This is a genomic window from Halorubrum amylolyticum (assembly GCF_004114995.1).
In the GTDB taxonomy this organism is placed as follows: Archaea; Halobacteriota; Halobacteria; order Halobacteriales; family Haloferacaceae; genus Halorubrum; species Halorubrum amylolyticum.
Map to the genome: position 1 here is coordinate 21,034 of NZ_SDJP01000010.1, position 26,324 is coordinate 47,357.

Genomic DNA, 26,324 nt, shown 5'->3' on the forward strand with positions numbered 1-26,324 from the left:
GTGCGGCCGCAGGCGACGGAGCCGTGGGGGGCCGACGGACGCCGGCTCAGTCGTCGGTGGTAGCCGTCCAGGTCGAGGTGAACTCGCGGACGTCGCCGTCGTACGCCGACCCCTCGGAATCCGACCGGTCGACGTGCGACGCCCCGGATCCGTCCGGGCCGTCGGGCCCGTGGCGTGCCCGATGAAGCGCGTCGCACACCGCGCCCTGCCCGCCCATGTTCACGGTCGCAAGCCGGGAGCGCTTCTGCACCACGTCCAGCCGGTCCGCCGGGATCGGGTCGCCCTCTGGCGTCAGGAACAGCGTGTCGTCGCCCGCAGTCACGTGCCCGCTCGTCGTGACGCGGTCGAGGTAGTCGGCGAGCGGCGCGGCGTCGACGACGATCGATACCCCGCCGAGGTCGACGTGCGCCTCCTCCCCGGCGATCGTCAGGTCGGAGCGAACGAGCGAGACGACCTGTTCGGGGTCGACCCCCGCGTCGAGCAGCGTCCGGACCGCCTCGCGCTGCGTGGAGACGCGGGCCTTGTCGGCGATGGCCGCCCGAACCGCCGCGACGTCGCCGTCGGCGTCCGGGAACGTCTCGCCGAAGGTGTCGCGGGCGTTCACGCCCGCGGTGATCTCCTCGCCGTGCATGTGGTCGCACAGCTCGATCCGCGCCTCGCGGACCCAGTCGAGCGCCTCGACCTCGTCGCGGGCGTCGGTCGCCATCATCCACGCGAAGGCGGGCGAACACCACGCCGTTGGGAGCGTGAACCGCACCTCGACGCGGCCGCCGTCGATCTCGACCGCGTCGATGTACTCCAACTCCACGATGGAACGGGCGAGCTCCGGGTCCTCGACGCGGTCCAGTCGATCCCTGACCGCCGTCGTTCCGTCGGGGCGGTCGCCGGTCGGGTCGCCGGCGGACTCGGTCGTCGATTCGCCGCCGGCGTCGCTCGGCGGGTCCGCGCTGCTCCCCGACATCAGTCCGCCGCGGCCCCCGTGTCGCCGCCGTAGTGCTCGCCGAGGTCGAACCGTTCGGTGATGTCGTCGTCGCGGAACTGACGCTTCTTCTTCTCGATGTCGATATCGTACAGCTCCGCGGCGTTCTCGCCCATGATCTTCTTCATGGTGTCGACGTCGAGCTCGACCCCGTACTCGTCTTTCTGCTCGTCGGTGAGCTCCGCGTTCATCACCTGATCGACGAGCCAGTCCGGGTTCCACAGCGCGTAGTCGGAGCCGAACAGGATCCGGTCCTCGCCGAGCCAGAAGAGGAGCTCGCCCATGATCTCGCCGAACTTCCGCTCGCGGTGGGTCGACATCGCGGAGGCGACCGCGAGCCCGCCGTACACGTTCGGCTCTTGCGCTGCGATCCAACAGAAGTCGTCGAGCCGCGGGAGGCCGACGTGGTTGACGATGAAGTTGAGCTCCGGGAACGACGACGCGGCGTCGTCGATGTCCTTCACGTCGAACGCGTCGCGGTTGAGCGGCCGGATCGTCGGCCCCTTGTGGGCGTTGATGTTCTCGATGCCGAGATCGGCGCACTTCTCCAAAAAGTCGAAGGCGTCGTCGCTGTCGAGCCGCCACCCCTTCGAGTCGCCGCGCCACTCGGCGGTGTACAGCTTCACCCCGGGAATGTCGTACTCCTCTTTGAGGTGTTCGAGGTAGCGCAGGCCCTCCTCGCCGTCGCGCGGGTCGAAGCTCCCGTTGAGCACGAACCGCTCGGGGTACTCCTCCGCGAGCTCGGCGTTCTGCTCGGTCGTGTTGAACCCCTCGTCGTAGAACTCGTCGAGATACGTCGGCTGGAAGATCGCCATGTCGGCGGCCGCGTTCCCGAACAGGTCCTCGGTCATGCGGTCGGCGCCGTAGTGGCGGTACTCGTCGATGTCCCACTGTTCCTCCTCCGGGGTGAACCCGGTGTGGTAGTCGTAGAAACACTGGAGGAACTGCTCGCCCCCCTCGTGGATGATGTTCTCCTGCCGCGCGTCCCACAGGTGAACGTGGCCGTCGATGACGAAGATCTCCTCGCCGTCCATCTCGTACATACGTAGTCTGTGAGAAGTGATCACACATAATCATAAGGATTATTCAGGATAATTACCATTGGTAAACTAAAAACCAAAAACTCGTACACAGTTTCACCTTCGCGAGATATCTACAACGAATGTTTATGTGGGAGTACGAGTGTGTGTCATACACATGCAAGCTGCCAGACTCCACGAGTACACCGACGACATGAATGAGGGGCTCGCGATCGACGAGGTCGACCGCCCGACGGTGACCGGCGCCAGCGACGTGATCGTCGAGGTCGAGGGCGCGGGATGGTGCCAGACTGACAACCACATCATCGAGGGGATGTGGGCGGAGTACGTGCCACAGGAGCTCCCGATGACGCTCGGTCACGAGAACGCCGGAACGGTGGTCGAGACGGGCGAAGACGTGGACATCGTCTCCGAGGGCGACCCGGTGATCTGTCACCCGGTCCAGACCTGCGGCACCTGTCGCCCGTGTCGACTGGGTGAGACGATGTACTGCGAGAACGACGCGTTCAACGGGCTCACCACCGACGGCGGCTTCGCCGAGTACCTCCACACCAGCGAGCGCTCGGTGATCCCGCTGCCGTCGGGCGTCGAGCCGATCGACATCGCGCCCCACGCCGACGCCGGCATCACGGCGTACCACGCCGCGAAGAAGGCGGTCGCCGACCTCGACCCCGGCGACCACGCGGTCGTCATCGGCGTCGGCGGGCTGGGCCACATCGGGCTCCAGTGTCTCGACGCGATGAGCGCGGCGCGGATCACCGCGATCGATCTGAAGGAGTCCGCCTTGGACCTCGCCGACCGGTACGGCGCCGACCATCTGATCGACCCGAGCGAGGCCGACGTGCGGAAGGAGCTCGACGGGATCACCGACGGGACGGGCGCGGCGCAGGTGCTCGACTTCGTCGGCGAGGACGTGACGACCGCGTACGCGCCCGAGATCACGGCCGCCGGCGGCGACCACCACATCATCGGCTACGGCGGGCACGTCCACGAGCCGGCGCAGGCGCTGGTAAACGGCGAGTTCTCCTTCGTCGGCAACATCGTCGGCCGGTACGCGGAGCTGCAGGAGCTCGTCGCGCTCGTCGAGCAGGGCGATGTCGACCTCCACACCAGCCGGTACGACCTCGGCGAGGTGAACGCGGTCGCCGAGAAGCTCGAACACCGGGAGATCGACGGGCGGGCCGTGATAACGCCCTGAGTGCCGACGCCGGCTGTCCCTCCTAAGGGACCGCTAACTCCTTGTGATCGGAACCCACACCAGACGGATATGGACGAGAACGGCGCCGGCGCCCCCGGCTCCACCGACGGTGCGACCGATCCCCTCGCCGACGCGGACCTCTATCGCGTGCTCGGGCCGGACGGCAGTCCCCTGCCGGACGCGACGGTCCCGGACCTGTCGAACGAGGAGTTCCGCGCGATCTACCGCGATCTGGTCGTCACGCGCCGGTTCGACGAGCGCGCGGTGAGCCTCCAGCGGCAGGGGCGGATCGGGACGTACGCGCCCTGCGCGGGTCAGGAGGGGTCGGCCGTCGGGTCGACCCACGCGCTCGCGGACCGCGACCTGATCAGCTACCAGTACCGCGAGCACGGGGCGATCGTCGCCCGCGACCTCCTCGCCGAGTACCTCCCCTACTGGATGGGCCACGAGTCCGGGACCGAGACGATCGCCGACGGCAACGTCTTCCCGCTGAACATCGGGATCGCGGCGCACCTCCCGCACGCGGTCGGCGCCGGCTGGGCGTTCGACTACCGCGACGAGGACAGGGTCGTCGCCGCGCACTTCGGCGACGGCGCGACCAGCGAGGGCGACTTCCACGAGGCGATGAACTTCGCGGGCGTCTTCGACACGCCGACCCTCTTCTGCTGTCACAACAACGGCTGGGCGATCTCGATCCCCGAGTCGCGACAGACCGCGAGCGACACCTTCGCCGACAAGGCGACCGCCTACGGCTTCGAGGGGGTCCGCGTCGACGGGATGGACCCGCTCGCGAGCTACGCGGTCACGCGGGAGGCCGCCGAGCGGGCGCGGGGCGGCGGAGGCGGTTCGGACGACGAGGACGGGGAAGGCGACGGCTCGGCGGGCGACGCTCCGGTGGACGACCCACGCCCCGTCCTCATCGAGTTCGTCGAGTACCGGTTCGGCGCCCACACGACCGCCGACGACCCGACCGCCTACCGCGACCCCGACGACGTGGACCCGTGGCGCGCGCTCGACCCGCTCGACCGCATGGAGGCGTTCCTCCGGGAGACCGGGCGGATCGACGACGAGGGTGTCGCGGCGATCCGCGAGGAGGCCGACGCGGTCGTCGCCGACGCGATCGACTTCGCGGAATCGGTCGAACCAGATCCGGCCGACATGTTCGACCACGCGTACGCCGACCTCCCGCCCGAGATCCGCCGCCAGCGCGACGGGCTGCTCGCGACCGTCGAGGAACACGGGGAAGAGGCGTTCCGGCGGGAGGAGTAGAGCCGGGGCCGTCGTCGCCGGCCGGTTACAGATGCTCGCCGGCCGCCCGTGCCGCCGTCCGCCCGCTTTCCAAGGCGCCCTGAATCGACGACCACTCCGTGTAGTCGCCGGCGAGGACGACCGGCCCCTCGGGGTCGTCGGGATCGGGGAGGTCGGCGTGGACCCCCGGCGGCTGCGCGAACTGCGCGAACCGGACCCGGTGGGTGTCGACGGTCTCTAAGCCGTCGAAGTCGCGGCCGGGGTACCACGCGCTCAAGGCCTCGTGAACGTCGTCGCGGAGGCCGGCGGCGGGGCGGTCCAGCGGGGCCTCGCCGAGGAAGGTCGCGGCGAGTAGCGCCCGATCGTCGGGGGCGTACTCGGGCGCGACCTCCGACATCGGAATCACCGCGTTCGGAGAGTCGTCCGCGGCGTTGAGGAGGATGCGCCTGCCCGTCTCGAACGACTCGCCCGCGGGCAGCGTGTACCATCCCGTCACGTTCGGGACGCCCTCGGTGGGGATCGACTCGACGCCGGTCAGCCGGCGGGCCTCGGGCGGTGCGGTCGCGACCACGACCGCGTCCGTCTCGCGCGTCGACCCGTCAGCGAGCTCGACGGTCGCGCCCTCGGCGTCGGCCGCGCCGGTCCGGAACGGGATTCGCCCCCGTCCCGCGGTCCGAACCGACTCCACGTCCTCGCCGGTCTCGATCGTCACGCCCGCCTCGCGGGCGCGGGCGTCGAGCACTTCCGGAATCGCGACCATCCCCTCGGCGGGGACGCCGATCGCACCGCGGCTCATCGCGCGGAACGTGTACTCGAAGACGTGCTTCGAGGTCGAGAGGCCTCGGTCGAGGGTGATCCCGCCGTAGAAGGGCTCGACGAAGTTGGTCACGTAGTCGTCCGCGAAGCCCCAGTCGCGGAGGTACTCGCGGATGGTGATGTCCGGACCGCTGAAGAACTCCTCCTCGTCCCGCTCCGCGAGGTCGTGCCGGAGCGCGAGCGTTCGGAGCTTGTCGGAGAAGGAGACCTCGTCGTTGCGGAGGGTGGCGATCGCGGCGCGGGGATCGCGGAGCGGGTCCGAGAGCACCGAGCGCGACCCCGGACGGCAGATCGTCGCGCCGGGCGCGAATCGGCGGACGTCGAGGTCGTCGAGGTCGTCGAGGCCATCGGCGCCCAGTTCGCTCGCGACCGCCGGGTAGCTCGTGAACAACACCTGGAAGCCGCGGTCGAGGGTGAACCCGCCGACGGTCTCGGTCCGGACGCGCCCGCCGACCGCGGGCCGTCGCTCGTACAGCGTCACGTCCGCGCCCGCCTCGGCGAGCCGGGTCGCCGCGACGAGCCCCGCGAGCCCGCCGCCGACGACGGTGGCGTCTCCGTCCATACGTCTGTGATCGAGTTGTGTGCTTATAAGCGGTTGCTGACGGATCGACGGCGAGCACCTCCACATTTCAAACAGATCGTTTATAAATGGTTGCCGGTGGATCGACGGTGAACACTCCAAAGCCCCAGCCTCGTCGGCCGCCCTCCGCGTTGCTCCGGGCGGCCGACTCCAGCGAGGGACCGACGGTCCCTCTGGCAGCCGGCGCGCAGCGCCGGCGACAGCGAGGCGCTACGCGCCTCTGGCAGTCGGGCGAAGCCCGACGACCTCGCGCGCGCTGCTCACGCCCTCCGGGCGCTCGCAGGCACGCGCCACCGCAACGACTGGAGTGCCATTTCGATGGCGCACCAACTCCGAGAGGGAAGCGATTAGTCGCCGCCGCCGCAAGGGCGGGTATGGAGTCGACGGAGACGACGACGGCGTTCCGCGGGCTGGAGAGTCGCGCGTCGGGTCGCGTCCACGAGACGGCCGACCCGACGACGGTGTCGGCCGAGGAGCAGCGTCTCGGGATCGACCCCGCCTACGACTACGACGCGGTCGATCCCGAGACGCTGCTGTCGGGACCGCAGGACGGGCCCGCCGGGACCGGTCGCGGCCACTGGCGCTTCGACGCGCTGCTCCCGTTCTCGGCCGACGATGCGATCTCGGCGGGGGAGGGCGCCACCCCGCTGGTCTCGACGGAGCGGCTCGCCGACGAACTCGACGTGGACGCGGTGTACGTCAAAGACGAGGGGCGGAACCCGACGGGCACCGTGCTCGACCGCGGCCTCTCGGTCGCGCTCACCGCGGTCGCAGGGAGAGCCGCCGAGGGGGCCGACGTGGAGCCGCTCGCGTGCGCGAGTCCCGGCAACGCCGGGCAGTCGATGGCGGCGTACGCGGGCCGAGCCGACCTGCGCTCGTACGCGTTCGTCCCCTCGCGGTGCGCGTTCTCGAACAAGGCGATGACCAACGTCCACGGCGGCGACATGCGCGTGGTCGGCGGGCGCTTCCCGGACGCGGCCGACGCGGTCGACGAGCAGCTGGAGACGGAGTACACCGACCTCGCCGAGTTCGCGACGCCGTACCGCCACGACGGCGTGAAGACGCTCGCGTTCGAGCTGGTCGCCGACCTCGGCGCGGCGCCCGACGCCGTGGTCGTCCCGACCGGCTCCGGCGAGGTCGTCGCCGGGGTGTACAAGGGGTTCGCGGAGCTGGAGCGCGTCGGCGCGATCGACGACGTCCCGAAGGTCGTCGCGGCGCAGGCGGCGGGCTGCGCGCCGATCGCGGCCGCGATCGAGCGCGACCTCGACGAGCCGGAGCCGTGGGAGACGCCGGACACGATCTGCGGCGAGCTTGAGATCGCCGACCCCGCGGGCGGCGCGGCCGCGGTCGAGGCGGTCACGGAGAGCGGGGGGACCGCGGTGAGCGTCGAGGACGAGGACATCCTCGCGAGCGCGATCGCGGTCGCGCAGAACGAGGTGATGGAGATGGGCGCCACCGGCGGTGCCGCGCCGGCCGGCGCGTGGGCGCTCAAGGAGGCGGGGTTCTTCGACGGCGACGAGACAGTGGTCCTCGTGAACAGCGACGCCGGGCTCAAGACGCCGGACGTGCTGCGCAGTCACCTGATGGGGCAGGGGATCTGATCGGCGGTTGGCACCGATGTCCCGCGGCGCCCTCCGACGCCCCGCGGGGAACCGTTTTTACGTCGCCCCGCGTACGTGTATCCATGTACGTCCGCGACGCCAAGAACCGTGACGAGGCGTGGTTACTGGACGCGATCGAGCAACTGGGGCTCGACGACGTCGCCTTCCGGTCACGGGACTACGTGATCGCGGTCGACGAGGAGTCGGGCGACCGGGCGGGGTTCGGCCGACTGCGCCTGCACCGCGGCGACGAGGGGGACGAGAATCGGATCGAACTCACCGGAATCGGCGTGCTCCCCGAGTGGCGGGGCCGCGGCGTCGGCGCACACGTAGTCGAGCGCCTCGTCGACACCGCGGCCGCGGACCGGTTCGAGACGGTGTACGTGCTCACCGACCAACCCGAGTACCTGACCCAGTTCGGCTTCGAGCGGGTCGACACCGACGACCTCCCGGAGGCGCTCTCGGACCGGCTCGCGGAGAAGCGCGAGTTCCTCGGCGGCGACGTGGTCGGCCTGCGGTTGGCCGTCGACGACTTCGAGATGCCCGACCGGTTCCGCGAGGCGTTCAAGGCCGCCGAGCCCGCCGAGGCCGCCGACGACGCGACCGAGTCGCCCGAGGACTTCGGGATCGACCCCGACTCGGCCACGTACAAGTACGACACGGGGCGGTGATGGGATCGGCAGACCTTCGGGACGCGGGAGCGCCCCGACGGCGCACCGGGACCGCGATCCGACCGCTTATCGGCGCGCCGAGCGACGCCCCCGTATGGACCTGATCGAGGCCGCGCGTGACGCGCTCGCCGACGCGCACGTCCCGTACTCCGAGTACCGCGTCGGCGCCGCGCTCCGGACCGCCGACGGCACCGTCTACACCGGCTGTAACATCGAGAACGCCAACTACTCCAACAGCCTTCACGCCGAAGAGGTCGCGCTCGCGGAGGCGGTGAAGAACGGCCACCGCAAGTTCGACCGGATCGCCGTCGCCTCCGGCGTCCGCGACGGCGTCACCCCCTGCGGGATGTGCCGCCAGTCACTCGCGGAGTTCGCGGCCGACGACCTCGTCGTCGTCTGCGACGAGGGCGACGGGGAGACCGGCGAGTACACGCTGGGCGAACTGCTCCCGAACACCATCTCGGAGGGGACGCTCGACGATGCGCGAGAGGCGTAGGGGTCGCGAGGCGTAGGGGTCGAGAGGCGTAGGGGTCGCGAGAGCCGCCGGACCACGAGACGGAACTACTTTTAAACGGCTCGTCGAAGGCCGGAGACATGACCGACGAGAGCGAGACCGACGACACCGCCGGCGCGGCCGGCGACAGCGAGGACCCCAACGACGAGGTCCAGTACCACGTCGAGGTCGGCGCTGACGACGTCGCGGACGCCGTCCTCCTCCCCGGCAACCCCGAGCGCGTGGACAAGATCACGGCGCTGTGGGACGGCCACGAGGAGGTCGCGCACCACCGCGAGTACCGCACCGCGACCGGGACCTACGAGGACGCGCCGATCTCGGTGACCTCGACCGGGATCGGCTCGCCGTCGGCCGCCATCGCGGTCGAAGAACTCGCCAGAGTGGGCGTCGACACGTTCATCCGGGTCGGCTCCTGCGGCGCGATCCAGCCGGGGATGGACGTGGGCGACCTCGTCATCACGACCGGCGCGGTCCGGCAGGAGGGGACCAGCGACGAGTACGTCCGCGAGGACTACCCGGCCGCCGCCGACGGCGAGGTCGTCTCGGCGCTCGTCGCCGCCGCCGAGCGGCTCGGCCACGACTACCACACCGGCGTGACGATGAGTGCCGACTCCTTCTACGCCGGGCAGGGTCGGCCCGGCTTCGAGGGGTTCGAGGCGGCCGGGTCCGACGAGCTGGTCGCGGAGCTGCGGGACGCGAACGTGAAGAACATCGAGATGGAGGCGTCGGCGATCCTCACGATCGCGAGCGTGTACGGGCTCCGCGCGGGCGCGGTCTGCTCCGTCTACGCGAACCGGGTCACCGGCGAGTTCCGCACCGAGGGCGAGTCGCGGGCGGCCGAGACCGCGAGTCTCGCGGTGAAGCTCCTCGCGAGCATGGACGAGGTCAAGCGGGAGGCGGGCGCCGACCGCTGGCACGCCGGGCTCTCGCTGTAGGCGGCCGCGCTGGTCAGACCGTCGAATCGAGCCGATCAGTCAACCGACGGCGGCGTCAACGACGTTCCAAAGCGACTTTACCCGCGGACCGCGGAACGACACGCATGACTACACAGGTCGTCGTCGTCGGCTCCGGCTACGCCGGCGCAGGGGCGGTGAAGGCGTTCGAGGACGAGGTCGGCGAGGGCGAGGCCGAGCTCACGTGGATCTCGCAGCACGAGTACCACCTCGTTCTCCACGAAGTTCACCGCGCGATCCGCAACCCCGCGGTCGCCGAGAAGATCACCATCCCCGTCGACGAGATCAAGTCGTCCGAGTCCGACTTCGTGCAGGGCCGCGTCGTCGACGTCGACACCGACGAGCGCGTCGTCGAGACCGACGACGGGACGACCGTCGACTACGACTACCTCCTGCTCGGCGTCGGCTCCACGACCGCCTTCTTCGGCATCGAGGGGCTCGAGGAGAACGCCCACCAGCTCAAGAGCCTCGACGACGCGAAGGTGATCCACGAGGACGTGCGGTCGGCCGCCGCGGAGGCGACCCGGTCCGATCCCGTCGAGGTCATCGTCGGCGGCGCCGGCCTCTCCGGCATCCAGACCGCGGGCGAGATCGCAGAGTACCGCGACAAACACCGCGCCCCCATCGACATCAAGCTCGTCGAGGGCCTCGACGAGGTCTTCCCCGGAAACGACCCGCAGATCCAGGGCGCGCTCCGCCAGCGGCTCGAGGACGCCGACATCGAGATCCTCACCGGCGACTTCATCTCGAAGGCCGACGAGGACGCGGTGTACCTCGGCGGCGGCGAAGAGGAGGAGCCCGAGGAGCTCGGCTACGACGTGCTGATCTGGACCGGCGGTATCACGGGGCAGCCGGAGCTGGAGAACGTCGACGTCGAGAAGGACGAGCGCTCGAACCGCGTTCACGCCGCCTCCGACTTCACCACCAGCGACGACCGCGTGTTCGCCATCGGCGACACCGCCCTCGTCGAGCAAGGCGACGACGCGGTGGCGCCGCCGACGGCGCAGGCCGCCTGGCAGGCCGCCGAGGTCGCCGGCGAGAACCTCGCGCGCGCCGCCCGCGGCGCGCCCCTCCAGTCGTGGGAGCACACGGACAAGGGGACCGTCATCTCGGTCGGCGAGGACGCGGTCGCCCACGACGTGATGGGGATGCCGATCCAGACGTTCGGCGGGACTCCAGCGAAGCTCCTGAAGAAGTCCATCGCGGTGCGGTGGATCGCGAAGGTCTCCTCGGCCGGGCGCGGCGTGAGCGCGTTCGGCGACATGTAGCGTCGGCGAGAGCGAGGATCGACTCGGCGGCGTTTTTCCTTCAGGGCGTTTCCGTCTCCGAGAGGGACGGCTCTGTCTGTAGCGGCGAAGCCACAGACTGAGCGCGAGCGGCTGCGCTCGGGGGTGTCGACGGCGCTGCAAAGAGAGGAACGCAGAACGCTGTCGTCGTCGGGACGGTTAGTGCTCGGCGGGTTCGTCGGGCGCGCGCATGTCGTCTATCCGGAGGATGAGGATGTTCGCGGTGTCGTCTTTCCCGTCGACGGTCCCGTCGATGACGAGCTTTGAGAGGGGCGTCGGGCCGACGGTGACGGAGTCGCCCTCGTGGAAGTCGCGGACGGAGCCCTGCACGTGGATCTCGGCGCGGCAGAGTTCGGGGTGGTGAACGCTGGAGAGGTCGATCCCGTCGACGTTGACCCCGGTCACCTCCTCGCCCTCGTGGTAGATGGGCACGTCCGCGGGCTCGTCCATCCGCTGGATGTCGAGCGCCTCGTACGCGTTCGAGGTCGGTTTGTACCCCCCTTTCGGCCCCGGGACGCCCTCGACCAACTGGAGGGCCTTCAGGCTCTGCATCTGGTTGCGGATCGTACCCGGGTTGCGGTCGACCTCCTCCGCGATCGCCTCGCCTTTGACGGCGTCCTCCTGTTCCCCGTACAGGTTGATGAGGGCCGTGAGGATGCTCTTCTGACTCGATGTGAGCTCGATCGATGACATGATCGCAAATAGATGGCGCCCCCGCTTAAATGCGATGGAAGCCCGTTATAAACGATCGTGTTATTTCTCACGATCGCCGGAGCCGACGGAGTCGAACGTACGCGATCGGGCTGGAGAGCGCCACGACGGCGCCGACGCCGATCAGCGCGAGCCCGAGGTCGCCGACGAAAAAGGCGACTCCGGCGCCGACGAGCCCGATCACGGCGCCGGTGAACGCGACGGCGATCATGGCGCCGATCGGTTCGATGTCGGAGGGAGCGAAGTCGCCTTCGGAACCGCTCATGCCCGCCGTTGGCGGGGCGACGTGAAAATTCCTCGCGATCGCGGCGCGATCTCCGGCCGGGACCCCACCATTCAAGCGGCGCCGGGTCGCTCTCTCGGACATGACCACCGTCAGGATCATCGGCGCGCCGACCGACTACGGGGCGAACCGACGCGGCGTGGACATGGGACCGTCGGCGATCCGCTACGCCGGGCTGGCCGACCAGCTCGCGGGCGCGGGCGTCGAGGCGGTCGACGCGGGCGACCTCGCGGTCCCCCGCGCCGAGGAGCGCGACCCGGACGCGGAGTCTCCGAGCGACGGGGACGCGAAGTTCCTCCGCGAGACGGCCGACGTCTGCCGCCGGCTCGCGGACGAGGTCGGCGGGACGCTGGCCGAGGGAGAGGTGCCGCTCGCGCTCGGCGGGGACCACTCGATCGCCATCGGCTCGCTCGTCGGGTCCGCGCGCGACGCGGAGATCGGCGCGGTGTGGTTCGACGCCCACGCCGACCTCAACACGCCCTCGACGACGCCGTCCGGGAACGTCCACGGGATGCCGCTCGCGGCCGCGCTCGGACTCGGCGAGTTCGCGGGGTCGGACTGGGCGAATGCGCCCGGGCTCGACCCGGAAAACGTCGCGCTCGTCGGACTGCGCTCCGTCGACGACGCGGAGGTCGAGGTGATCCGCGACCACGGGTTCGCGGCGTACACGATGTCCGACATCGACGAGCGGGGGATCACGGACGTGACGGAGGAGGCGATGGCCGAGGCGGCGGCCGGCGTCGACGGCGTCCACGTCAGCCTCGACCTCGACTGGCTCGACCCCAAGGAGGCCCCCGGCGTCGGGACCCCCGTCCGCGGCGGCGTCACCTACCGGGAGGCCCACAGCGCGATGGAGGTCGTCGCCGAGAGCGACTCCGTCCGGTCGATGGAGCTCGTCGAGGTGAATCCGACGCTCGACCAGCACAACGAGACCGCGGAGCTCGCGACGGAGCTGGCCGCGAGCGCGTTCGGAAAGCGGGTGCTTTGAGACCGGGAAGCCGCGGCCGGGCGAGCCACCGGGGACGCCGTCAGGGGCTCCGGTCCAGCTGATCGACGATCCGCTGGAGATCCGCCTCGCGCTCGATTTCCCGTTTGATCTCCTCGCGTCGGCGGACCGCCGCGGAGTCGGCGTCGTACGCGCGGACGAACTCGGCCCGAGTGTGCTCGTCGAACGCGTGCCGGATCGCGAAGTAGCCGTCCGGGACGATCGTGCCGCACACCTTGCACTCGTGGCGCTGGTGGCCGTTCGTCTGATGGACGATGGCCGACTCCACGTCGTCGAAGGCGGCGTCGCAGCCGTCGATTCCGCACGTCCAGCGGGGCATGTCATCCCGTCTCCGCCGCGAGGGATTAACGGTTTCCCCACCGACGGCGCGCGGTAGCGCTCTCGGGCGGGCGGGAGGTGACGGCGCGGGCGGGAGGGCGATCGAGGCGGTCGGGTCGCCGTCGAACGATACGCCTTTGCTCGGCGACGAAGAACGCCCACCCGTGACTGGATCGAGAACGCGCGTCGACGCCCACGTGAAGGTGCTCGACGACGACGTCGTGGCCCTCGCGAAGGAACGGGGGATCGACGCGCTCGTGTACGCCCCGCACTTCACCCGTCTGCCGACGATCCGAGAGCGCGCGGCCCGGTTCTCCGACGCCGACCTCACCGTGGTCCCCGCGCGAGAGGTGTTCACGGGCGACTGGGGAAACCGACGCCACATCCTCGTCCTCGGTCTGGACGATCCCGTTCCGGACTACATCACGTTCGAGGCGGCGATGGCGGAAGCCGACCGACAGGACGCGGCCGTCTTGGCGCCCCACCCGGGCTTCGCGACCATCTCGCTCACCCGCCCGGAGATCGAGGCCCACGGCGCCCGGATCGACGCGGTGGAGACGTACAACACGAAGCTCCTCCCGCACCAGAACACCCGGACGCGCCGGATCGCCGAGGCCACCGACCAGCCGGGGTTCGGCTCGTCGTACGCCCACCTCCCCGGTACCGTCGGCGAGGCGTGGACGGAGTTCGACGGCGACCTCGACGGCATCGACGCGGTCGTCGGCGCCTTCCGCGAGGCGCGGCCCCGCACCGTGGTCCACCGCGGCGGGGCCGGCCACCAGCTCCGCGGGCTCGTGGAGTTCGCCCACCTCGCGTACGAGAACACCTGGGAGAAGCTCGATCGGCAGTTCCTCTCGGGCGACGAGCCGACCCTCCCGAGCAACGTCGCCTACGAGGGGCGGTTCAACGACGTGAGCGTCTACTCCGGGACGCTCTCCGACTACCGGCCGAACTAGGTCGCGGTCGCGGTCTCGGCGTTTTCCAGCGCATCTCTCCGACGGCTCAGATCCCGATCTCGGCCGGCTCTCAGATCCCGATCTCGGCCGGCTCTCAGATCCCGATCCCGGCCGCCGCCTCAGAGGCGACCGCGGAGACGTCCAGATCGAGGGTCACGACGTAGGTGTGAATCGCCCAGAAGACCGCGAGTTCGACGGCGGTGACGACCACGGTGACGAGGTCCGCGTACTTGCTGCTGGTCGTCACGCCCGTCGGCATCCCGTACTCGGTGTCGGACAGCGGGTGGAACAGCGCGATGCCGCGGCGGCTCCCGACCACGTCGAGGACGTAGTGGGTCAACACGCCGATCCAGACGTACTGGAGGTTGCCGAACACGATCGGGTACGCGAGGAAGAGCCCGAGCACCGGGAGGCTGTGGAGCGTCTTCCGGTGGCGGCCGAAGGCGGTGTCGACGTCGGGGAACAGCGCACCCAACACGATCGGGACGGTGATCTCGGCGACGGTCCGCGCGGTGGCCATGCCGAGGCCGGGCTCGATGACGAAGCCGAGCCCGAGCGCGAGCAGTAAGCCGTTGAGAACGTGACCCCGTTTGTTCATACCTCCGGGTGGCCGGGACCGTAAGTGAAACCACCGGATCGGGGCGGGCGGGAGGGAAGACCGGCGTAACGCGCGCGGACAGCCAGCCGAAAGAGCCACGGCGCCCGACGCCGAGCGACCGGTATGGAGTACGAGGAGCCGAAGTTCTTCCACGTGATGCAGTACGCGGCCGGGGCCGACGGGGACGTCATCGACATGGTGAGCGGCAACCCCGACTGGGAGCCGCCGGCCGCCCTCCGGGAGGCGCTCCGCGAGTACGCCGACCTCCCGCCGGGCGCCTTCCAGTACCCCCCGAGCGAGGGACTGCTGGAACTCCGCGAGGCGATCGCCGAGCGCCGGAACGTCGACCCCGATCGCGTCGTCGTCACGAACGGGACCGGCGAGGCCAACTACCTCGCATTGGCGTGCGCGTTCGAGCGTGCCGCGGGCGACGCGGACGACGCTGGCGACGCTGACGACGCGGGCGACGAGGCGCTGCTGATGGACCCGGTCTACCCGTACTACCCCGGCAAGGTGGACATGCTCGGCGGCGAGTCGACGCTCGTCCCCACCGAGCGCGACGGGGGACTCGACACCGACGCGATCCGGGAGGCCGCGAGCGGGGACACTGCGCTCATCGTCCTGAACACGCCGAACAACCCGACCGGCGCCGTCTACGACCTTGACGCGATTCGCGAGGTCGTCGCGGTCGCGGACGCGGTCGCGGACGCGGTCGACGCCCTCGTCGTGGTCGATGAGGTGTACGACCACTTCGATCTGACCGGCGACTTCGAGTCGGCGCTGGCCCTCTCCTCCGACCGCGTGATCGTTACCGGCGGCTTCTCGAAGTCGATGGCGATCACGGGGTTCCGGGTCGGCTACGGGATATTCCCCGAGGCGTACGTCGACGACGCGAAGACGCGGCACATGCTCGTGAACGTCGCCGGGGCGCGCCCCTCGCAGTACGCGGTCCACCACGCGCTCGCGGAGACGCCCCCCGACTACTACGCGGAGGCCCGCGACCTGCTCGCCGACCGCGTGGACGCCTTCACGGATGCGCTCGACGCGGCCGGCGCGGAGTACACCCGTCCGGAGGGGGCGTTCTACGTGCTCGCGCGCTTCGACGGCTTCCCCGGAACGATGGCGAACGTCAAGCGCCTGATCGACGAGGCGGGCGTCGCCGGGATGCCGGGCGAGGCGTTCGGCACCGCCCGCGACGAGTGGGTTCGGTTCGCTCTCGTGACCCCTCGGGCCGAGGAGGCCGCGGAGCGCCTCGCCGACTACTTCGCCGACGGCGCCCCAGACTCGCGATGAGCGACGACGGGAACGACGGGAACGACGGGGAGGACATCCTCGACTACTTCAACCGGAGCCCGTACCGCGACCTGCTCGACATCGAGGTGACCGAGGCCGCGGACGGGCGCGCGGCGGGTCGACTGCGGTTCGGCGAGAAACACTCCTCGAATCGCCGGCAGGCGATCGCGCAGGGCGGCGTCGCCTTCTCGCTGGCCGACAGCGTGGCCGGCGCGGCCGCGACCGCGCTGGTCGGCTTCCCGACGCCGACGATCGACTTCCGGATCGACTACCTCGCGCCCGCGACCGACGACCTCGTCGCGACCGCCGAGACGGTGCGCGAGGGCGGCGAGACAGCCGTCGTCGACGTGGAAGTCGTTCAGCCGGAGGGCGACGACTCCGACGGCAGGAGGGTCGCCGTCGGCAGAGGCGTGTACAAGACGAGCGACCTCCCGGACGACGCGCCGTGGGACCTCGATCAGGGGGAGTAAGAATCGCGGTCGGCGCGCCCCGGTGAGCGGCCCGAAGGGGCGCGAACCGCCGGCGCGAGGGAGTCGGTCGCCCGGAGCGACGCGGAGGGCGACCGACGAGGCTGGGGAGGTGTGAGGTGCTGTGCGGTGCGGGCGGGCGGGACTCAAAGGGGCAGCCGCGAGGAGCCCGGAGGCGACGCCAAGCACCGCAGGAGCGAGCACCGCGAGCGACGAGGAGCGCAGCGAGCGTGCGGGCTCCTCGCGGCTGGGGCTTTGGAGGTGTTCACCGTCGCTCCGCGATCGGCTACTTATAAACGATCCACTGAAACGTCCTAACCCACGTCTAGCCGAAGTTCTCGACCTTCGCGGCGTCGGCGTCGCCGCCCGCGGCCTCGACCGCGGCCTCGGCGTCGGCGACGAGATCGGCGAAGCCGTACACGAAGACGGTCTCGCCCTCGCTACCTTTCAGCGCCTCGGCGACCGGCTCGTCGAGCGCCTCGTCCGCGTCGAGGAGGTGAATCGCGGCGCCCCGCTCCTGCAGCGCCTCCAGCCGGTCCGCGTGCGACACGTCGTCGTCGCGGTAGACGACCGCGGCCTCGGCGCCGTCGTCGAGCGCGCGCTCCGCGATGGCGACCGCCGGGCCGACGCCGGGACCGCCCGCGATCACGACCGCGCGCGGCTCGCCGTCGTAGTGCTGGTCGCCGAACGGACCGGAGAGCGTCATCTCGGTGCCCGCCTCGGCGTCGGCGAGGAACGCGGAGAACTCGCCGCCCTCCTCGGGGTCGATGCCGACCGTGACTTCGAAGGTGTCGCCGACGGTCGGCGACGAGAGCGTGTAGAAGCGGGCGACCGACTCGCCGTCGATCTCGGTGCCGAGCTTGACGAACTGCCCGGGCTCGGCGGCGAACCCGTCGGGCGCGTCGAACCGGAGGGCGTACGTGTCGCGGCCGACCGTCTCGACCGCGCTGACCGTCGCTGTCGTGTCCATGACCCCGATCCGACCGGGAGACACAAACGTGTTCCCGTCGGCATCGGTGCTGCCCGTGTCGAAACCCGGGCGGGCGTCGATCGAGCCGCGCGCCGTCCCGCCGAACCCGATCCTCGCCGGTTCGACGCGCGTCGAAACCCCCGACGACGATGGGGGTCGATCGTGAGAGATTCGAAAAACGTTTGTCCACTATATTCGTGATAAGGGCGGATAGTAGAGCTATTTTGTGGCAATATCCGCTAAAAAAGCAATGTTCGTTCAGAAATGGGTCGATAGCTCCTTCCAGAAGTCTTTTGATGAGTCCGGCGAAAGCCCCCGTATAGCATGGCTGCGGACTTCAACTGGGCCGTCGGCGGAGAGGCCGGCGACGGCATCGACTCGACCGGGAAGATCTTCGCGCAAGCGCTCTCTCGAGCGGGTCGACACGTGTTCACGTCGAAGGACTTCGCCTCGCGGATTCGGGGCGGCTACACCGCCTACAAGGTGCGAACCTCCGTCGACAAGGTACAGAGCGTCGTCGATCGCCTGGACGTCCTCATCGCGTTGACTCCCCGGACCATCGAGGAGAACCTCGACGAGCTCCACGAGGGGTCGGTGATCATCTACGACGGCGAGCGGACCACGATGCAGGACGTGGAGATCCCCGAGGGGATGATCGGGATCGACGTCCCGCTCAAGCGGCTCGCCGAGGAGGCCGGCGGGGCGATCATGCGGAACGTCGTCGCGCTCGGCGCGGCCTGCGAGGTCGCCGAGTTCCCCATCGAGAACCTCGACTCCGCGCTCGAAAAGCGCTTCTCCGACAAGGGTCAGAAGCTCGTCGACAACAACAAGGAGGCCGCCCGCGCGGGGCGGTCGTACGTCGTCGAGGAGTACGACCACGAGTTCGACTACGACTTGGAGACCACCGACGAGGACTACGTCCTCCTCAACGGCGACGAGGCCATCGGAATGGGCGCCATCGCGGCCGGCTGCCGCTTCTACGCCGGCTACCCGATCACGCCGGCGACCGACGTGATGACGTATCTCACGGGCCGGATCGAGCACTACGGCGGCCACGTCGTGCAGGCGGAAGACGAGCTGTCCGCGATCAACATGGCGCTCGGCGCCGCTCGCGGGGGCGCGCGGTCGATGACTGCAACGTCCGGTCCCGGGATCGACCTGATGACGGAGACCTTCGGCCTCATCGCGACCTCGGAGACGCCGCTGGTCATCTGTAACGTGATGCGCTCCGGTCCCTCGACGGGGATGCCGACGAAACAGGAGCAGGGCGACCTGAACCAGATGCTGTACGGCGGCCACGGCGAGGTCCCCCGGTTCGTGCTCGCGCCGACGACGATCGCGGAGTGCTTCTGGAAGACGGTCGAGGCGTTCAACCTCGCCGAGAAGTACCAGCTCCCCGTCTACCTCACCGCCGACCTCTCGATGGCGGTCACCGAGCAGACGTTCTCCCCGGAGACGTTCGACATGGACGAGGTGGAGGTCGACCGCGGCTTCGTCGTCGACGAGGCCGACATCGACGACCACATGAGCGACTCCGACGGCTTCCAACCCCACGAGATCACCGACGACGGGATCTCGCCGCGGGCGTTCCCCGGCACCGCCGACGGCGCGCACATGTCCACCGGCCTCGAACACGACGAGCAGGGGCGCCGCACCGAGGACACGGGGATGCGCGTCGAGCAGGTCGACAAGCGCAACCGGAAGGTCGAGACGGCCCGCGAGCGCGAGGACTGGAGCCCGCGCGAGTTCGGCGACGCGGACGCCGACACGCTCGTGATCTCGTGGGGGTCGAACGAGGGCGCGCTCGCCGAGGCCGTCGAGTTCCTCGCGGACGACGGGCTCGATGTCCGCGTCTTGTCGGTCCCGTACATCTTCCCGCGCCCGGATCTGTCCGAGGACGTCAAGGCGGCGGAGAACGTCATCGTCGTGGAGTGTAACGAGCAGGGGCAGTTCGCGGACCTGGTCGAACACGACGTGTTAGCCCGCGTCGATCGGGTGAACAAGTACAACGGCGTGCGGTTCAAGGCGGACGAACTCGCAGACGACATCAAGGAGACCCTCGCGGAGGGGGTGGAGGCGTAACCAATGAGCTCAGACACTCGATTCACCGACTTCAAGTCCGACAAGCAGCCGACGTGGTGCCCGGGATGCGGCGACTTCGGGACGATGAACGGGATGATGAAGGCCCTCGCGGAGACGGGCAACGACCCCGACAACACCTTCGTCGTCGCCGGCATCGGCTGTTCCGGCAAGATCGGCACGTACATGCACAGCTACGCGCTCCACGGCGTTCACGGGCGCGCGCTCCCGGTCGGGACGGGGGTCAAGATGGCCCGGCCCGACATCGAAGTGATGGTCGCCGGCGGCGACGGCGACGGCTACTCAATCGGCGCGGGCCACTTCGTCCACGCGGTCCGGCGCAACGTCGACATGACGTACGTCGTGATGGACAACCGCATCTACGGGCTGACGAAGGGGCAGGCGTCGCCGACCTCCCGCGAGGACTTCGAGACGTCGACGAGCCCCGAGGGTCCCAAACAGCCCCCGGTCAACCCGCACGCGCTGGCGCTGGCGTCGGGCGCGACGTTCATCGCGCAGTCGTTCTCCTCGGACGCGCTCCGCCACCAGGAGATCATCCAGCAGGCGGTCGAACACGACGGGTTCGGCTTCGTGAACGTCTACTCGCCCTGTGTCACGTTCAACGACGTGGACACCTACGACTACTTCCGCGACTCGCTGGTCGACCTGAAGGAGGCGGACCACGACCCCAGCGACAAGCAGGCCGCCAAGGATGTCATCTTCGACGACGAGACGGAGCACCAGGGCGTCATCTACCAGGACGAGGAGTCGGTGCCGTACCACGAGCGTCACGGCGTCGACGAGGACATGTCCGTCATCCCGGACGGCGCGCCCGAGGGCGCGACGGACCTCGTCCGCGAGTTCTACTGAGCCGGCGTCGGCGATCGGTGACTCGCGGTCCGGACCTCTCCTCGGCGCGTCGTTTCGCCGGACCGACAACACAGCTATTTACCTGCGACGTGAGCATCACGCAGCCATGGACGAGATCCGGGTTCTCCACGTAGACGACGAGCCCGACTTCGCCGACCTCACCGCGAACTACCTCGAGCGGGTCGACGATCGGTTCGCGGTCGAGACGGCGACGTCGGTGGCGGCGGGGCTCCGCGCGCTCGACGAGGGCGATCCCGTCGACTGCGTCGTCTCTGATTACGACATGCCGGAGCGCTCCGGGATCGAGTTCCTCCGGATCGTCCGCGAGGACTATCCGGACCTCCCGTTCGTACTGTTCACCGGAAAGGGGTCCGAGGCGGTCGCGAGCGTCGTCTCCCACGACCTGCGGAACCCCCTTCACGTGGCCGCCGGAAACGTCGACGTCGCCCGCGAGTCCTGCGACAGCCCGCGGCTCGACGACGCCGCGAACGCCCTCGACCGCATGGAGACGCTCGTCGACGACCTGCTCGCGGTGGCGCGCGAGGGGCAGGCGGTCGAGGACCCGGTCCCGGTCGATCTCGGCGACGCTGCGGCGTCGTCGTGGCGCACCGTCGAGACCGCCGACGCGACGCTCGCTGTCGAGACCGACGCGACCGTTCGCGCCGACGAGAGCCGGCTCGGACAGCTCTTCGAGAACCTCTTTCGGAACAGCGTGGAACACGGATCTACGGGCAGCCGGGCGGAGCCCGGCGACGCGATCGAACACGGCGTCGACGAGGGGTCGGACGCGAACCCGGACGGGAGGCCGGACGCGAACCCGGACGGGGGATCTGACGCCGACGGCTCGCCGCTGTCGATCACGGTCGGGCTCCTCGACGACGGCGACGGGTTCTACGTGGAGGACGACGGCGTCGGCATCCCCGCCGACGAGCGGGACCGCGTGTTCGAGGGCGGATACTCCTCCGTCGCCGACGGGACGGGGTTCGGGCTCACCATCGTGCGTGAGGTCGCCGAGGCGCACGGCTGGTCGGTGGCGGCGACCGCGGGCGACGCGGGCGGGGCTCGCTTCGAGGTCACCGGCGCGTCGGTCGTCGAGTGAGGCCACCCCTCGCCGCCGAATTCCGACCTCGGTGATCGGCCAAAATACCCCGCCAACGGCGGCTCAACGGTCGTTCCCGACCGGTTTCAGCAAGCCTAATTACGTGGGTCCGTATTCACGGGTATATGGTTGATCGCTACGACGTCGTGATCGCGGGTGCCGGACCGGCGGGCGCCCAGTGCGCTCGCGACCTGGCGACGCGAGGCTACGACGTCGTCGTTCTCGAAACGGAGCCGGAAGACGAGTTCCCCCGCCAGAGCAACAAGTCGACCGCCGGGACGTTCCCCTCGATGATGTCCTCCTTCGGGGTCCCCGACGACGTGGTGATGTCGTACACCGACGACGTGGTGTTGGAGTCGCCCAACAGCCACTACAAGAGCTACCAGCCCGGCGCGGTGCTGGAGTTCGCCGAGTTCAAGCGGTTCCTCGTCGAGGACGGCCGCGAGAACGGCGCCGAGTACCGGTTCGACTCGCGGGTCTCCCGGCCGATCCTCGACGAGGACGGCGTCATCGAGGGGGTCCGGTACAACGGCGACGAGGAGGTGTACGCCGAGGTGGTCGTCGACGCCACCGGTCCCGCGGCGCCGATCGCGAGCGCGCTCGACGTGGTCGACCTCGAACGCGAGAACCAGGCGATCGGCATCGAGTACGAGATGGGGGGCGTCGAGATGAACCATCCGGAGTACGCCGACCTGCGACGGGCGATGATGCTCCGACTCGACCACGACATCGCGCCCGGCGGCTACTCGTGGATCTTCGCCACCGGCGAGGACACCGCGAAGGTCGGCCTCTGTTACATCCAGAACGACCGCCACCGCGAGTTCGCACAGGAGGGCCAGACCGTCGACGGCTACCTCGACGCGTGGGTCGACCGCGACCCGCGGTTCGCCGACGCCGAGAAGATCGACGGGAAGGTCCATCGCGGCTCCGCGCACATCCAGATGCCCGACGAGATGCACACCGACCGCTTCCTCGCGATCGGGGACACGGTCCCCTCCATCGATCCGCTGTGGGGCGAGGGGATACACAAGGGAATGAAGTCGGCCCGCGCCGCGGCGGCCACCGTCGATCGGTGTCTCACCGACTCGGAGCGGCGCCTCGACGCCGAGAGCCTCGCCGTCTACGAGCGGCTCTGGCACCGCGACGTGGCCCCGCGGATGAAGGCGCGGCTGATGCTCACGCGGCTGCTGTACCTCGCGCCCAACGAGCGCTACGACCGGTTCATGCGCGACCTCCGACAGGCGGAGGAGAACACGCTTGAGAAGGCGAACCGCGGCAAGAAGGCATCGATGGCGAAGCTGCTCCACCTCTCCGACCTCCCGCTTCTGGCGAAGCTCGCGCGCGAGCAGCTGGGGTCGTAGGGACGATCCTCCAGCAGGTCGTCTCGGCGCACGGCTGGGAGGTGTCCGTGACCCAGAGCGACGCGGGCGGCGCTCGGTTCGAGATCACCGGGATGGAGTCGGCCGAGTAGTCGGAGAGGGGCCTCCGGCTCAGTCGTGGCGGAAGCAGCGCGAGCCCGTAAAGGCCATCGCCATGTCGCGTTCGTCGGCCGCGGCGATCACGTCCTCGTCGTTGACGGAACCGCCGGGCTGGATCACGGCCTCGATGCCGGCCTCGGCCGCCTCCTCGATCGCGTCCGGGAACGGGAAGAAGGCGTCCGAGGCCATCACCGCTCCCTCGGCGGACTTTCCGTCGGCGTCCTTCTCCGCCTTCATCGCCGCGAGCGTGACGGCGTCGACGCGGGACACCTGCCCCATCCCGACGCCGACCGTCTCCGTGCCGGTCGCGAACAGGATGCCGTTCGACTTCACGTGTTTGAGCGTCTTCCACGCGAACAGCATCGTCTCCAGCTGCTCGTCGGTGGGTTCGCGTTCGGTGACCACGTCGAGGTCGGCGGCGGTCGGCGACTGCCGGTCCCGCTCTTGGACCAGCCGTCCGCCGACGATCGGCTTCTCGGTGAACCGCTCGGAGAAGCGCTCGTCGTCCTCGCCGAGGGGACCGACGTCGAGCACGCGGAGGTTCTTCTTCTCCCGGAGCACGTCGAGCGCGCTGTCGGTGTAGCCGGGTGCGACGACGACCTCCTTAAACGAGTCGACGACCGCGTCGGCGGTGTCGGCGTCGCACTCGCGGTTCACGGCGACGATGCCGCCGAACGCGGACTTCGCGTCGGTGCGGAGCGCGCGGTCGTACGCGTCCGCGAGCGTGTCGCTCGTCGCGCAGCCGGCCGGGTTCGTGTGCTTGATCACGGCGGCGGCGGGTTCGTCGAACTCCTTGACGAGGTTCAAGGCGGCGTCGGCGTCGTTGTAGTTGTTGTACCCCATCCCCTTCGCGCCGGGGTTCAGCTGGGGGGCGTCGACGACGCTCGCCTCCTCGCAGCCGTCGTCGACGTAGAGCGCGGCGTCTTGGTGGGGGTTCTCGCCGTACCGCAGCGTGTCCGCGCGCTCCTCGGAGACGAAGCGCCGCTCGGGGAAGTCGCCGCCGGCGTCGCCGTCGACGGTCACGTTCACGGGCGCGTCGTCGCCGTCGCGCTCGACCGTCACCCGATCCTCCGCGAACCACCGGACCGCCCGCGGGTACGCCGTGAATTCGGCGTCGTGAAGCACGCGGTCCTTCAGCGCGTCGGCGTCGTCGCCCTCGTAGACGGGCACCGGCTCCTGCGTGACGATCGGGCCGGCGTCGACCTCCTCGGTGACGACGTGGACGGTGCAGCCGGTGGTGCGGACGCCGGCGTCGAGCACCTGCTCGTGGGCGTCCGTGCCGGGGAACGCCGGCAGCAGCGACGGGTGGACGTTCAGCGTCGTGGGGGCCGCGTCGAGGAACTCGTCTGTGAGCACGCGCATGTACCCGTCCAGACAGACGAGATCGAAGTCGTACCCGGCCAGTCGGTCTACGATCCGTCGCTCGTGGGCCTCGCGCGACTCGTCCTCCTCGCGCTCGACGACCTCGGTGGGTATCCGGCGCTCCGTGGCGGCCTCCAGCACGGGGGCCTGCTCGCGGTTGGTCAGGACGACCGACAGCTCTGCGCCGCCCGGCGCGGCGTCGGCGATGTGTCTGAGGTTCCGTCCCCGGTTGCTCGCGAGTCCGGCGATCTTCATACGCGAGTGGTCCGACCGATCGCGTATATCGATTGCGGTCCGTTCCGGGGGTAGATCCACGTTTGCGGATAAGATATCCCACCCGAGCCCAAAAACTGCGACTACCTATCCACGTCTGTGCGATTCCCCCATCGACACGCTTTTGCTCGCTCCGGCGGCAGTCGCGGACATGACCGACGACTCCGAACCGGCGGGCGACGAGGCGCCGGACGAGGGCGCGCCGGACGAGGGCACGCCGGACGAGGGCACGCCGGCCGACGAACCGATCCCCGGGCTGTCGCGCTCGGACCCGCTCGCCGCGGTGTCCCCGCTCGACGGGCGGTACGCCTCCCGGACCGCCCCGCTGTCGCCGTACGCGAGCGAGGCCGCGCTCATGCGCGCCCGGACCCGCGTCGAGGTCGAGTACCTGATCGCGCTCGTCGCCCTCGACGCGACCCCGGTCGCGCTCGACGAGGAGGCCGAGGCGGCGATTCGGGCGGTCTACGAGGAGTTCTCCGCCGAGGACGCCCGCCTGATCAAGGCGCTGGAGGTCGAGGGCGCCGAGGGGTACGGCGCGACCAACCACGACGTGAAGGCGGTCGAGTACTTCCTGCGGGTCCGACTCGACGGGCTGGCGGAGTCCGGCGCGATCGCCGACGGGGAGGCGCTGTACCCGTGGATCCATTTCGGGCTCACGAGCGAGGACGTGAACAACCTCGCGCACCGCCTGCTGGTGACGCAGGCCGTGAGCGAGGTGGTCGTGCCCGCGATCCGCGAGGTCCGAGACGCGCTCGCCGACCTCGCGCAGGAACACCGCGACGCGCCCATGCTGGCGCGCACCCACGGCCAGCCCGCGACGCCGACGACGTTCGGCAAGGAGATGGCCGTGTACGCCTCGCGGCTCGGTCGCGCGCTCGGGCGAGTCGTCGTCGCGAACGGCGATCTCTCCGGGAAGCTCGCGGGCGCCTCGGGCACCTACGCCGCCCACGACGCGGCCTACTCCGAGGTCGACTGGCCCGCCTTCGCCGAGTCGTTCGTGCGCGGGCTCGATCTGGAACACACCGCGCTCGCGACGCAGGTGAATCCCTGCGACGACCTGGCGGCGCTGTTCGACGCGCTGCGGGGCGTCAACAACGTCCTCCTCGATCTGGATCTCGACGCGTGGCTCTACGTCTCCGACCGCTACCTCGGCCAGCGGACCGTCGAGGGCGAGACCGGCTCCTCGACGATGCCGCACAAGGTGAACCCGATCGACTTCGAGAACAGCGAGGGGAACCTCTCGAAGGCGAACTCGGACCTCACCTTCCTCGCCGACTACGTGACGACCTCGCGGCTCCAGCGCGACCTCTCGGACTCCACCGTCAAGCGCAACGTCGGCGCCGCCTTGGCGCACTGCCTGATCGGCTACTCGAAGGCCGGCGACGGGCTCGCGACGGTGGTCCCGAACGAGACCGTCATGCGCGAGGAGCTGGCGGCGACGCCCGAGGTGATCGGCGAGGCCGTCCAGACGATCCTCCGACGCGAGGGCGACACGGACGCCTACGAGCGCGTGAAGGGGCTCACTCGCGGGAAGCGCGTCACTCTCGACGACTTCCGCGACCTCTTCGACGACCTCGATGTCGACGAGGGCGTCCGCGAGGAGCTGAAGGCGCTGACCCCGGCCGGCTACGTCGGCGTCGCCGACGAGCTTGTCGACGAGGTCGACGAGTAGCGT

At 69.8% G+C, this 26,324-nt stretch carries 25 protein-coding genes; 16 read left to right on the forward strand and 9 right to left on the reverse strand.

Annotated elements, in window-relative coordinates; genetic code table 11:
- Window positions 1-46 precede the first annotated feature (46 nt).
- Both ESO89_RS09115 and ESO89_RS09120 read right to left on the reverse strand, forming a co-directional pair.
- Window positions 47-961, reverse strand: a complete 915-nt coding sequence (locus ESO89_RS09115; protein ID WP_128905218.1) for an iron-sulfur cluster assembly protein — start codon at window positions 959-961, stop codon at window positions 47-49.
- Window positions 961-2,022, reverse strand: a complete 1,062-nt coding sequence (locus ESO89_RS09120) for an amidohydrolase family protein (protein ID WP_128905219.1) — start codon at window positions 2,020-2,022, stop codon at window positions 961-963. Before ESO89_RS09120 ends, ESO89_RS09115 begins: the two co-directional genes overlap by 1 nt.
- Before the next feature lie 154 nt (window positions 2,023-2,176).
- On the opposite strand from ESO89_RS09120, the gene ESO89_RS09125 reads away from it, so the two are divergent.
- Window positions 2,177-3,217, forward strand: coding sequence for an NAD(P)-dependent alcohol dehydrogenase (locus ESO89_RS09125; RefSeq protein ID WP_128905220.1), 1,041 nt, complete (start codon window positions 2,177-2,179; stop codon window positions 3,215-3,217).
- A 69-nt stretch (window positions 3,218-3,286) separates the two neighbouring features.
- Window positions 3,287-4,486, forward strand: coding sequence for a thiamine pyrophosphate-dependent enzyme (locus ESO89_RS09130; RefSeq protein ID WP_128905221.1), 1,200 nt, complete (start codon window positions 3,287-3,289; stop codon window positions 4,484-4,486).
- A 25-nt stretch (window positions 4,487-4,511) separates the two neighbouring features.
- Here the strand turns inward: ESO89_RS09130 and ESO89_RS09135 are convergent, their stop codons facing one another.
- Complete coding sequence (locus ESO89_RS09135) at window positions 4,512-5,843, reverse strand: NAD(P)/FAD-dependent oxidoreductase (protein ID WP_128905222.1); 1,332 nt, start codon at window positions 5,841-5,843, stop codon at window positions 4,512-4,514.
- A gap of 392 nt (window positions 5,844-6,235) precedes the next feature.
- On the opposite strand from ESO89_RS09135, the gene ESO89_RS09140 reads away from it, so the two are divergent.
- The 5 genes from ESO89_RS09140 to ESO89_RS09160 all read left to right on the forward strand — a co-directional run bounded on the left by ESO89_RS09140 (window position 6,236) and on the right by ESO89_RS09160 (window position 10,868).
- Window positions 6,236-7,462, forward strand: coding sequence for a pyridoxal-phosphate dependent enzyme (locus ESO89_RS09140; protein ID WP_128905223.1), 1,227 nt, complete (start codon window positions 6,236-6,238; stop codon window positions 7,460-7,462).
- An 83-nt stretch (window positions 7,463-7,545) separates the two neighbouring features.
- A complete protein-coding gene (locus ESO89_RS09145) occupies window positions 7,546-8,133 on the forward strand; it encodes a GNAT family N-acetyltransferase (RefSeq protein WP_128905224.1) in 588 nt (195 codons plus the stop codon).
- 94 nt (window positions 8,134-8,227) lie between these two features.
- Window positions 8,228-8,629, forward strand: coding sequence for a cytidine deaminase (cdd, locus tag ESO89_RS09150; RefSeq protein WP_128905225.1), 402 nt, complete (start codon window positions 8,228-8,230; stop codon window positions 8,627-8,629).
- A 98-nt stretch (window positions 8,630-8,727) separates the two neighbouring features.
- Complete coding sequence (locus tag ESO89_RS09155) at window positions 8,728-9,582, forward strand: nucleoside phosphorylase (RefSeq protein ID WP_128905226.1); 855 nt, start codon at window positions 8,728-8,730, stop codon at window positions 9,580-9,582.
- 104 nt (window positions 9,583-9,686) lie between these two features.
- A complete protein-coding gene (locus ESO89_RS09160; protein ID WP_128905227.1) occupies window positions 9,687-10,868 on the forward strand; it encodes an NAD(P)/FAD-dependent oxidoreductase in 1,182 nt (393 codons plus the stop codon).
- Between the two features lie 177 nt (window positions 10,869-11,045).
- On the opposite strand, the gene ESO89_RS09165 is transcribed toward ESO89_RS09160, so the two are convergent.
- Together ESO89_RS09165 and ESO89_RS09170 are read right to left on the reverse strand one after the other, a co-directional pair.
- Window positions 11,046-11,579 (reverse strand): Rrf2 family transcriptional regulator, encoded by a 534-nt coding sequence (locus tag ESO89_RS09165; RefSeq protein ID WP_050025443.1) that lies wholly within the window; start codon window positions 11,577-11,579, stop codon window positions 11,046-11,048.
- A 67-nt stretch (window positions 11,580-11,646) separates the two neighbouring features.
- Window positions 11,647-11,862 carry a hypothetical protein gene (locus ESO89_RS09170; RefSeq protein ID WP_128905228.1) on the reverse strand — a complete coding sequence of 72 codons (216 nt, stop codon included), beginning with the start codon at window positions 11,860-11,862 and terminating at the stop codon, window positions 11,647-11,649.
- Window positions 11,863-11,962: 100 nt separating this feature from the next.
- Here ESO89_RS09170 and rocF point away from each other — a divergent pair, with 100 nt between their 5' ends.
- Window positions 11,963-12,868 (forward strand): arginase, encoded by a 906-nt coding sequence (gene rocF / locus ESO89_RS09175; protein WP_128905229.1) that lies wholly within the window; start codon window positions 11,963-11,965, stop codon window positions 12,866-12,868.
- Between the two features lie 40 nt (window positions 12,869-12,908).
- Here the strand turns inward: rocF and ESO89_RS09180 are convergent, their stop codons facing one another.
- Window positions 12,909-13,205, reverse strand: coding sequence for a DUF7565 family protein (locus ESO89_RS09180; RefSeq protein WP_128905230.1), 297 nt, complete (start codon window positions 13,203-13,205; stop codon window positions 12,909-12,911).
- 136 nt (window positions 13,206-13,341) lie between these two features.
- Here ESO89_RS09180 and ESO89_RS09185 point away from each other — a divergent pair, with 136 nt between their 5' ends.
- Window positions 13,342-14,160: a PHP domain-containing protein gene (locus ESO89_RS09185; protein ID WP_128905231.1), complete on the forward strand. Its 819-nt coding sequence runs from the start codon at window positions 13,342-13,344 to the stop codon at window positions 14,158-14,160.
- A 94-nt stretch (window positions 14,161-14,254) separates the two neighbouring features.
- Here the strand turns inward: ESO89_RS09185 and ESO89_RS09190 are convergent, their stop codons facing one another.
- Window positions 14,255-14,758 (reverse strand): metal-dependent hydrolase, encoded by a 504-nt coding sequence (locus tag ESO89_RS09190; protein ID WP_128905232.1) that lies wholly within the window; start codon window positions 14,756-14,758, stop codon window positions 14,255-14,257.
- Window positions 14,759-14,881: 123 nt separating this feature from the next.
- Between ESO89_RS09190 and ESO89_RS09195 the strand changes: the two genes are divergently transcribed.
- The gene (locus ESO89_RS09195; RefSeq protein ID WP_128905233.1) at window positions 14,882-16,051 is read left to right on the forward strand and encodes a pyridoxal phosphate-dependent aminotransferase; all 1,170 of its coding nucleotides are present in this window, start codon (window positions 14,882-14,884) and stop codon (window positions 16,049-16,051) included.
- The gene (locus ESO89_RS09200) at window positions 16,048-16,521 is read left to right on the forward strand and encodes a PaaI family thioesterase (RefSeq protein WP_128905234.1); all 474 of its coding nucleotides are present in this window, start codon (window positions 16,048-16,050) and stop codon (window positions 16,519-16,521) included. Before ESO89_RS09195 ends, ESO89_RS09200 begins: the two co-directional genes overlap by 4 nt.
- Before the next feature lie 322 nt (window positions 16,522-16,843).
- On the opposite strand, the gene ESO89_RS09205 is transcribed toward ESO89_RS09200, so the two are convergent.
- The gene (locus ESO89_RS09205; protein ID WP_128905235.1) at window positions 16,844-17,488 is read right to left on the reverse strand and encodes an FAD-dependent oxidoreductase; all 645 of its coding nucleotides are present in this window, start codon (window positions 17,486-17,488) and stop codon (window positions 16,844-16,846) included.
- 324 nt (window positions 17,489-17,812) lie between these two features.
- On the opposite strand from ESO89_RS09205, the gene ESO89_RS09210 reads away from it, so the two are divergent.
- From ESO89_RS09210 to ESO89_RS09225, 4 genes are all read left to right on the forward strand, one after another.
- Window positions 17,813-19,570, forward strand: a complete 1,758-nt coding sequence (locus ESO89_RS09210; protein ID WP_128905236.1) for a 2-oxoacid:acceptor oxidoreductase subunit alpha — start codon at window positions 17,813-17,815, stop codon at window positions 19,568-19,570.
- Window positions 19,571-19,573: 3 nt separating this feature from the next.
- Window positions 19,574-20,437, forward strand: coding sequence for a 2-oxoacid:ferredoxin oxidoreductase subunit beta (locus ESO89_RS09215; RefSeq protein ID WP_128905237.1), 864 nt, complete (start codon window positions 19,574-19,576; stop codon window positions 20,435-20,437).
- 106 nt (window positions 20,438-20,543) lie between these two features.
- Window positions 20,544-21,536, forward strand: coding sequence for an ATP-binding response regulator (locus tag ESO89_RS19200; protein ID WP_128905238.1), 993 nt, complete (start codon window positions 20,544-20,546; stop codon window positions 21,534-21,536).
- 125 nt (window positions 21,537-21,661) lie between these two features.
- Window positions 21,662-22,897: a digeranylgeranylglycerophospholipid reductase gene (locus tag ESO89_RS09225; RefSeq protein WP_128905239.1), complete on the forward strand. Its 1,236-nt coding sequence runs from the start codon at window positions 21,662-21,664 to the stop codon at window positions 22,895-22,897.
- Window positions 22,898-23,026: 129 nt separating this feature from the next.
- Here the strand turns inward: ESO89_RS09225 and purN are convergent, their stop codons facing one another.
- Entirely contained in the window at window positions 23,027-24,631 is a 1,605-nt protein-coding gene (purN, locus tag ESO89_RS09235; protein WP_128905240.1) for a phosphoribosylglycinamide formyltransferase, read from the reverse strand.
- 169 nt (window positions 24,632-24,800) lie between these two features.
- Here purN and purB point away from each other — a divergent pair, with 169 nt between their 5' ends.
- Entirely contained in the window at window positions 24,801-26,321 is a 1,521-nt protein-coding gene (purB, locus tag ESO89_RS09240) for an adenylosuccinate lyase (RefSeq protein ID WP_241686180.1), read from the forward strand.
- Window positions 26,322-26,324: the final 3 nt, after the last annotated feature.

What these genes read in the sequence shown, in the direction of transcription:
- ESO89_RS09160 (WP_128905227.1), top strand. Translation starts at nt 9,687, where the DNA reads ATGACTACACAGGTCGTCGTCGTCGGCTCCGGCTACGCCGGCGCAGGG.
- ESO89_RS09155 (WP_128905226.1), top strand. Translation starts at nt 8,728, where the DNA reads ATGACCGACGAGAGCGAGACCGACGACACCGCCGGCGCGGCCGGCGAC.
- ESO89_RS09120 (WP_128905219.1), bottom strand. Translation starts at nt 2,022, where the DNA reads ATGTACGAGATGGACGGCGAGGAGATCTTCGTCATCGACGGCCACGTT.
- ESO89_RS09135 (WP_128905222.1), bottom strand. Translation starts at nt 5,843, where the DNA reads ATGGACGGAGACGCCACCGTCGTCGGCGGCGGGCTCGCGGGGCTCGTC.
- ESO89_RS09190 (WP_128905232.1), bottom strand. Translation starts at nt 14,758, where the DNA reads ATGAACAAACGGGGTCACGTTCTCAACGGCTTACTGCTCGCGCTCGGG.
- ESO89_RS19200 (WP_128905238.1), top strand. Translation starts at nt 20,544, where the DNA reads ATGGACGAGATCCGGGTTCTCCACGTAGACGACGAGCCCGACTTCGCC.
- ESO89_RS09200 (WP_128905234.1), top strand. Translation starts at nt 16,048, where the DNA reads ATGAGCGACGACGGGAACGACGGGAACGACGGGGAGGACATCCTCGAC.
- ESO89_RS09130 (WP_128905221.1), top strand. Translation starts at nt 3,287, where the DNA reads ATGGACGAGAACGGCGCCGGCGCCCCCGGCTCCACCGACGGTGCGACC.
- ESO89_RS09205 (WP_128905235.1), bottom strand. Translation starts at nt 17,488, where the DNA reads ATGGACACGACAGCGACGGTCAGCGCGGTCGAGACGGTCGGCCGCGAC.
- ESO89_RS09170 (WP_128905228.1), bottom strand. Translation starts at nt 11,862, where the DNA reads ATGAGCGGTTCCGAAGGCGACTTCGCTCCCTCCGACATCGAACCGATC.
- ESO89_RS09165 (WP_050025443.1), bottom strand. Translation starts at nt 11,579, where the DNA reads ATGTCATCGATCGAGCTCACATCGAGTCAGAAGAGCATCCTCACGGCC.
- rocF (WP_128905229.1), top strand. Translation starts at nt 11,963, where the DNA reads ATGACCACCGTCAGGATCATCGGCGCGCCGACCGACTACGGGGCGAAC.
- purN (WP_128905240.1), bottom strand. Translation starts at nt 24,631, where the DNA reads ATGAAGATCGCCGGACTCGCGAGCAACCGGGGACGGAACCTCAGACAC.
- purB (WP_241686180.1), top strand. Translation starts at nt 24,801, where the DNA reads ATGACCGACGACTCCGAACCGGCGGGCGACGAGGCGCCGGACGAGGGC.
- ESO89_RS09115 (WP_128905218.1), bottom strand. Translation starts at nt 961, where the DNA reads ATGTCGGGGAGCAGCGCGGACCCGCCGAGCGACGCCGGCGGCGAATCG.
- ESO89_RS09140 (WP_128905223.1), top strand. Translation starts at nt 6,236, where the DNA reads ATGGAGTCGACGGAGACGACGACGGCGTTCCGCGGGCTGGAGAGTCGC.
- ESO89_RS09180 (WP_128905230.1), bottom strand. Translation starts at nt 13,205, where the DNA reads ATGCCCCGCTGGACGTGCGGAATCGACGGCTGCGACGCCGCCTTCGAC.
- ESO89_RS09145 (WP_128905224.1), top strand. Translation starts at nt 7,546, where the DNA reads ATGTACGTCCGCGACGCCAAGAACCGTGACGAGGCGTGGTTACTGGAC.
- ESO89_RS09215 (WP_128905237.1), top strand. Translation starts at nt 19,574, where the DNA reads ATGAGCTCAGACACTCGATTCACCGACTTCAAGTCCGACAAGCAGCCG.
- ESO89_RS09210 (WP_128905236.1), top strand. Translation starts at nt 17,813, where the DNA reads ATGGCTGCGGACTTCAACTGGGCCGTCGGCGGAGAGGCCGGCGACGGC.
- cdd (WP_128905225.1), top strand. Translation starts at nt 8,228, where the DNA reads ATGGACCTGATCGAGGCCGCGCGTGACGCGCTCGCCGACGCGCACGTC.
- ESO89_RS09125 (WP_128905220.1), top strand. Translation starts at nt 2,177, where the DNA reads ATGCAAGCTGCCAGACTCCACGAGTACACCGACGACATGAATGAGGGG.
- ESO89_RS09225 (WP_128905239.1), top strand. Translation starts at nt 21,662, where the DNA reads ATGGTTGATCGCTACGACGTCGTGATCGCGGGTGCCGGACCGGCGGGC.
- ESO89_RS09195 (WP_128905233.1), top strand. Translation starts at nt 14,882, where the DNA reads ATGGAGTACGAGGAGCCGAAGTTCTTCCACGTGATGCAGTACGCGGCC.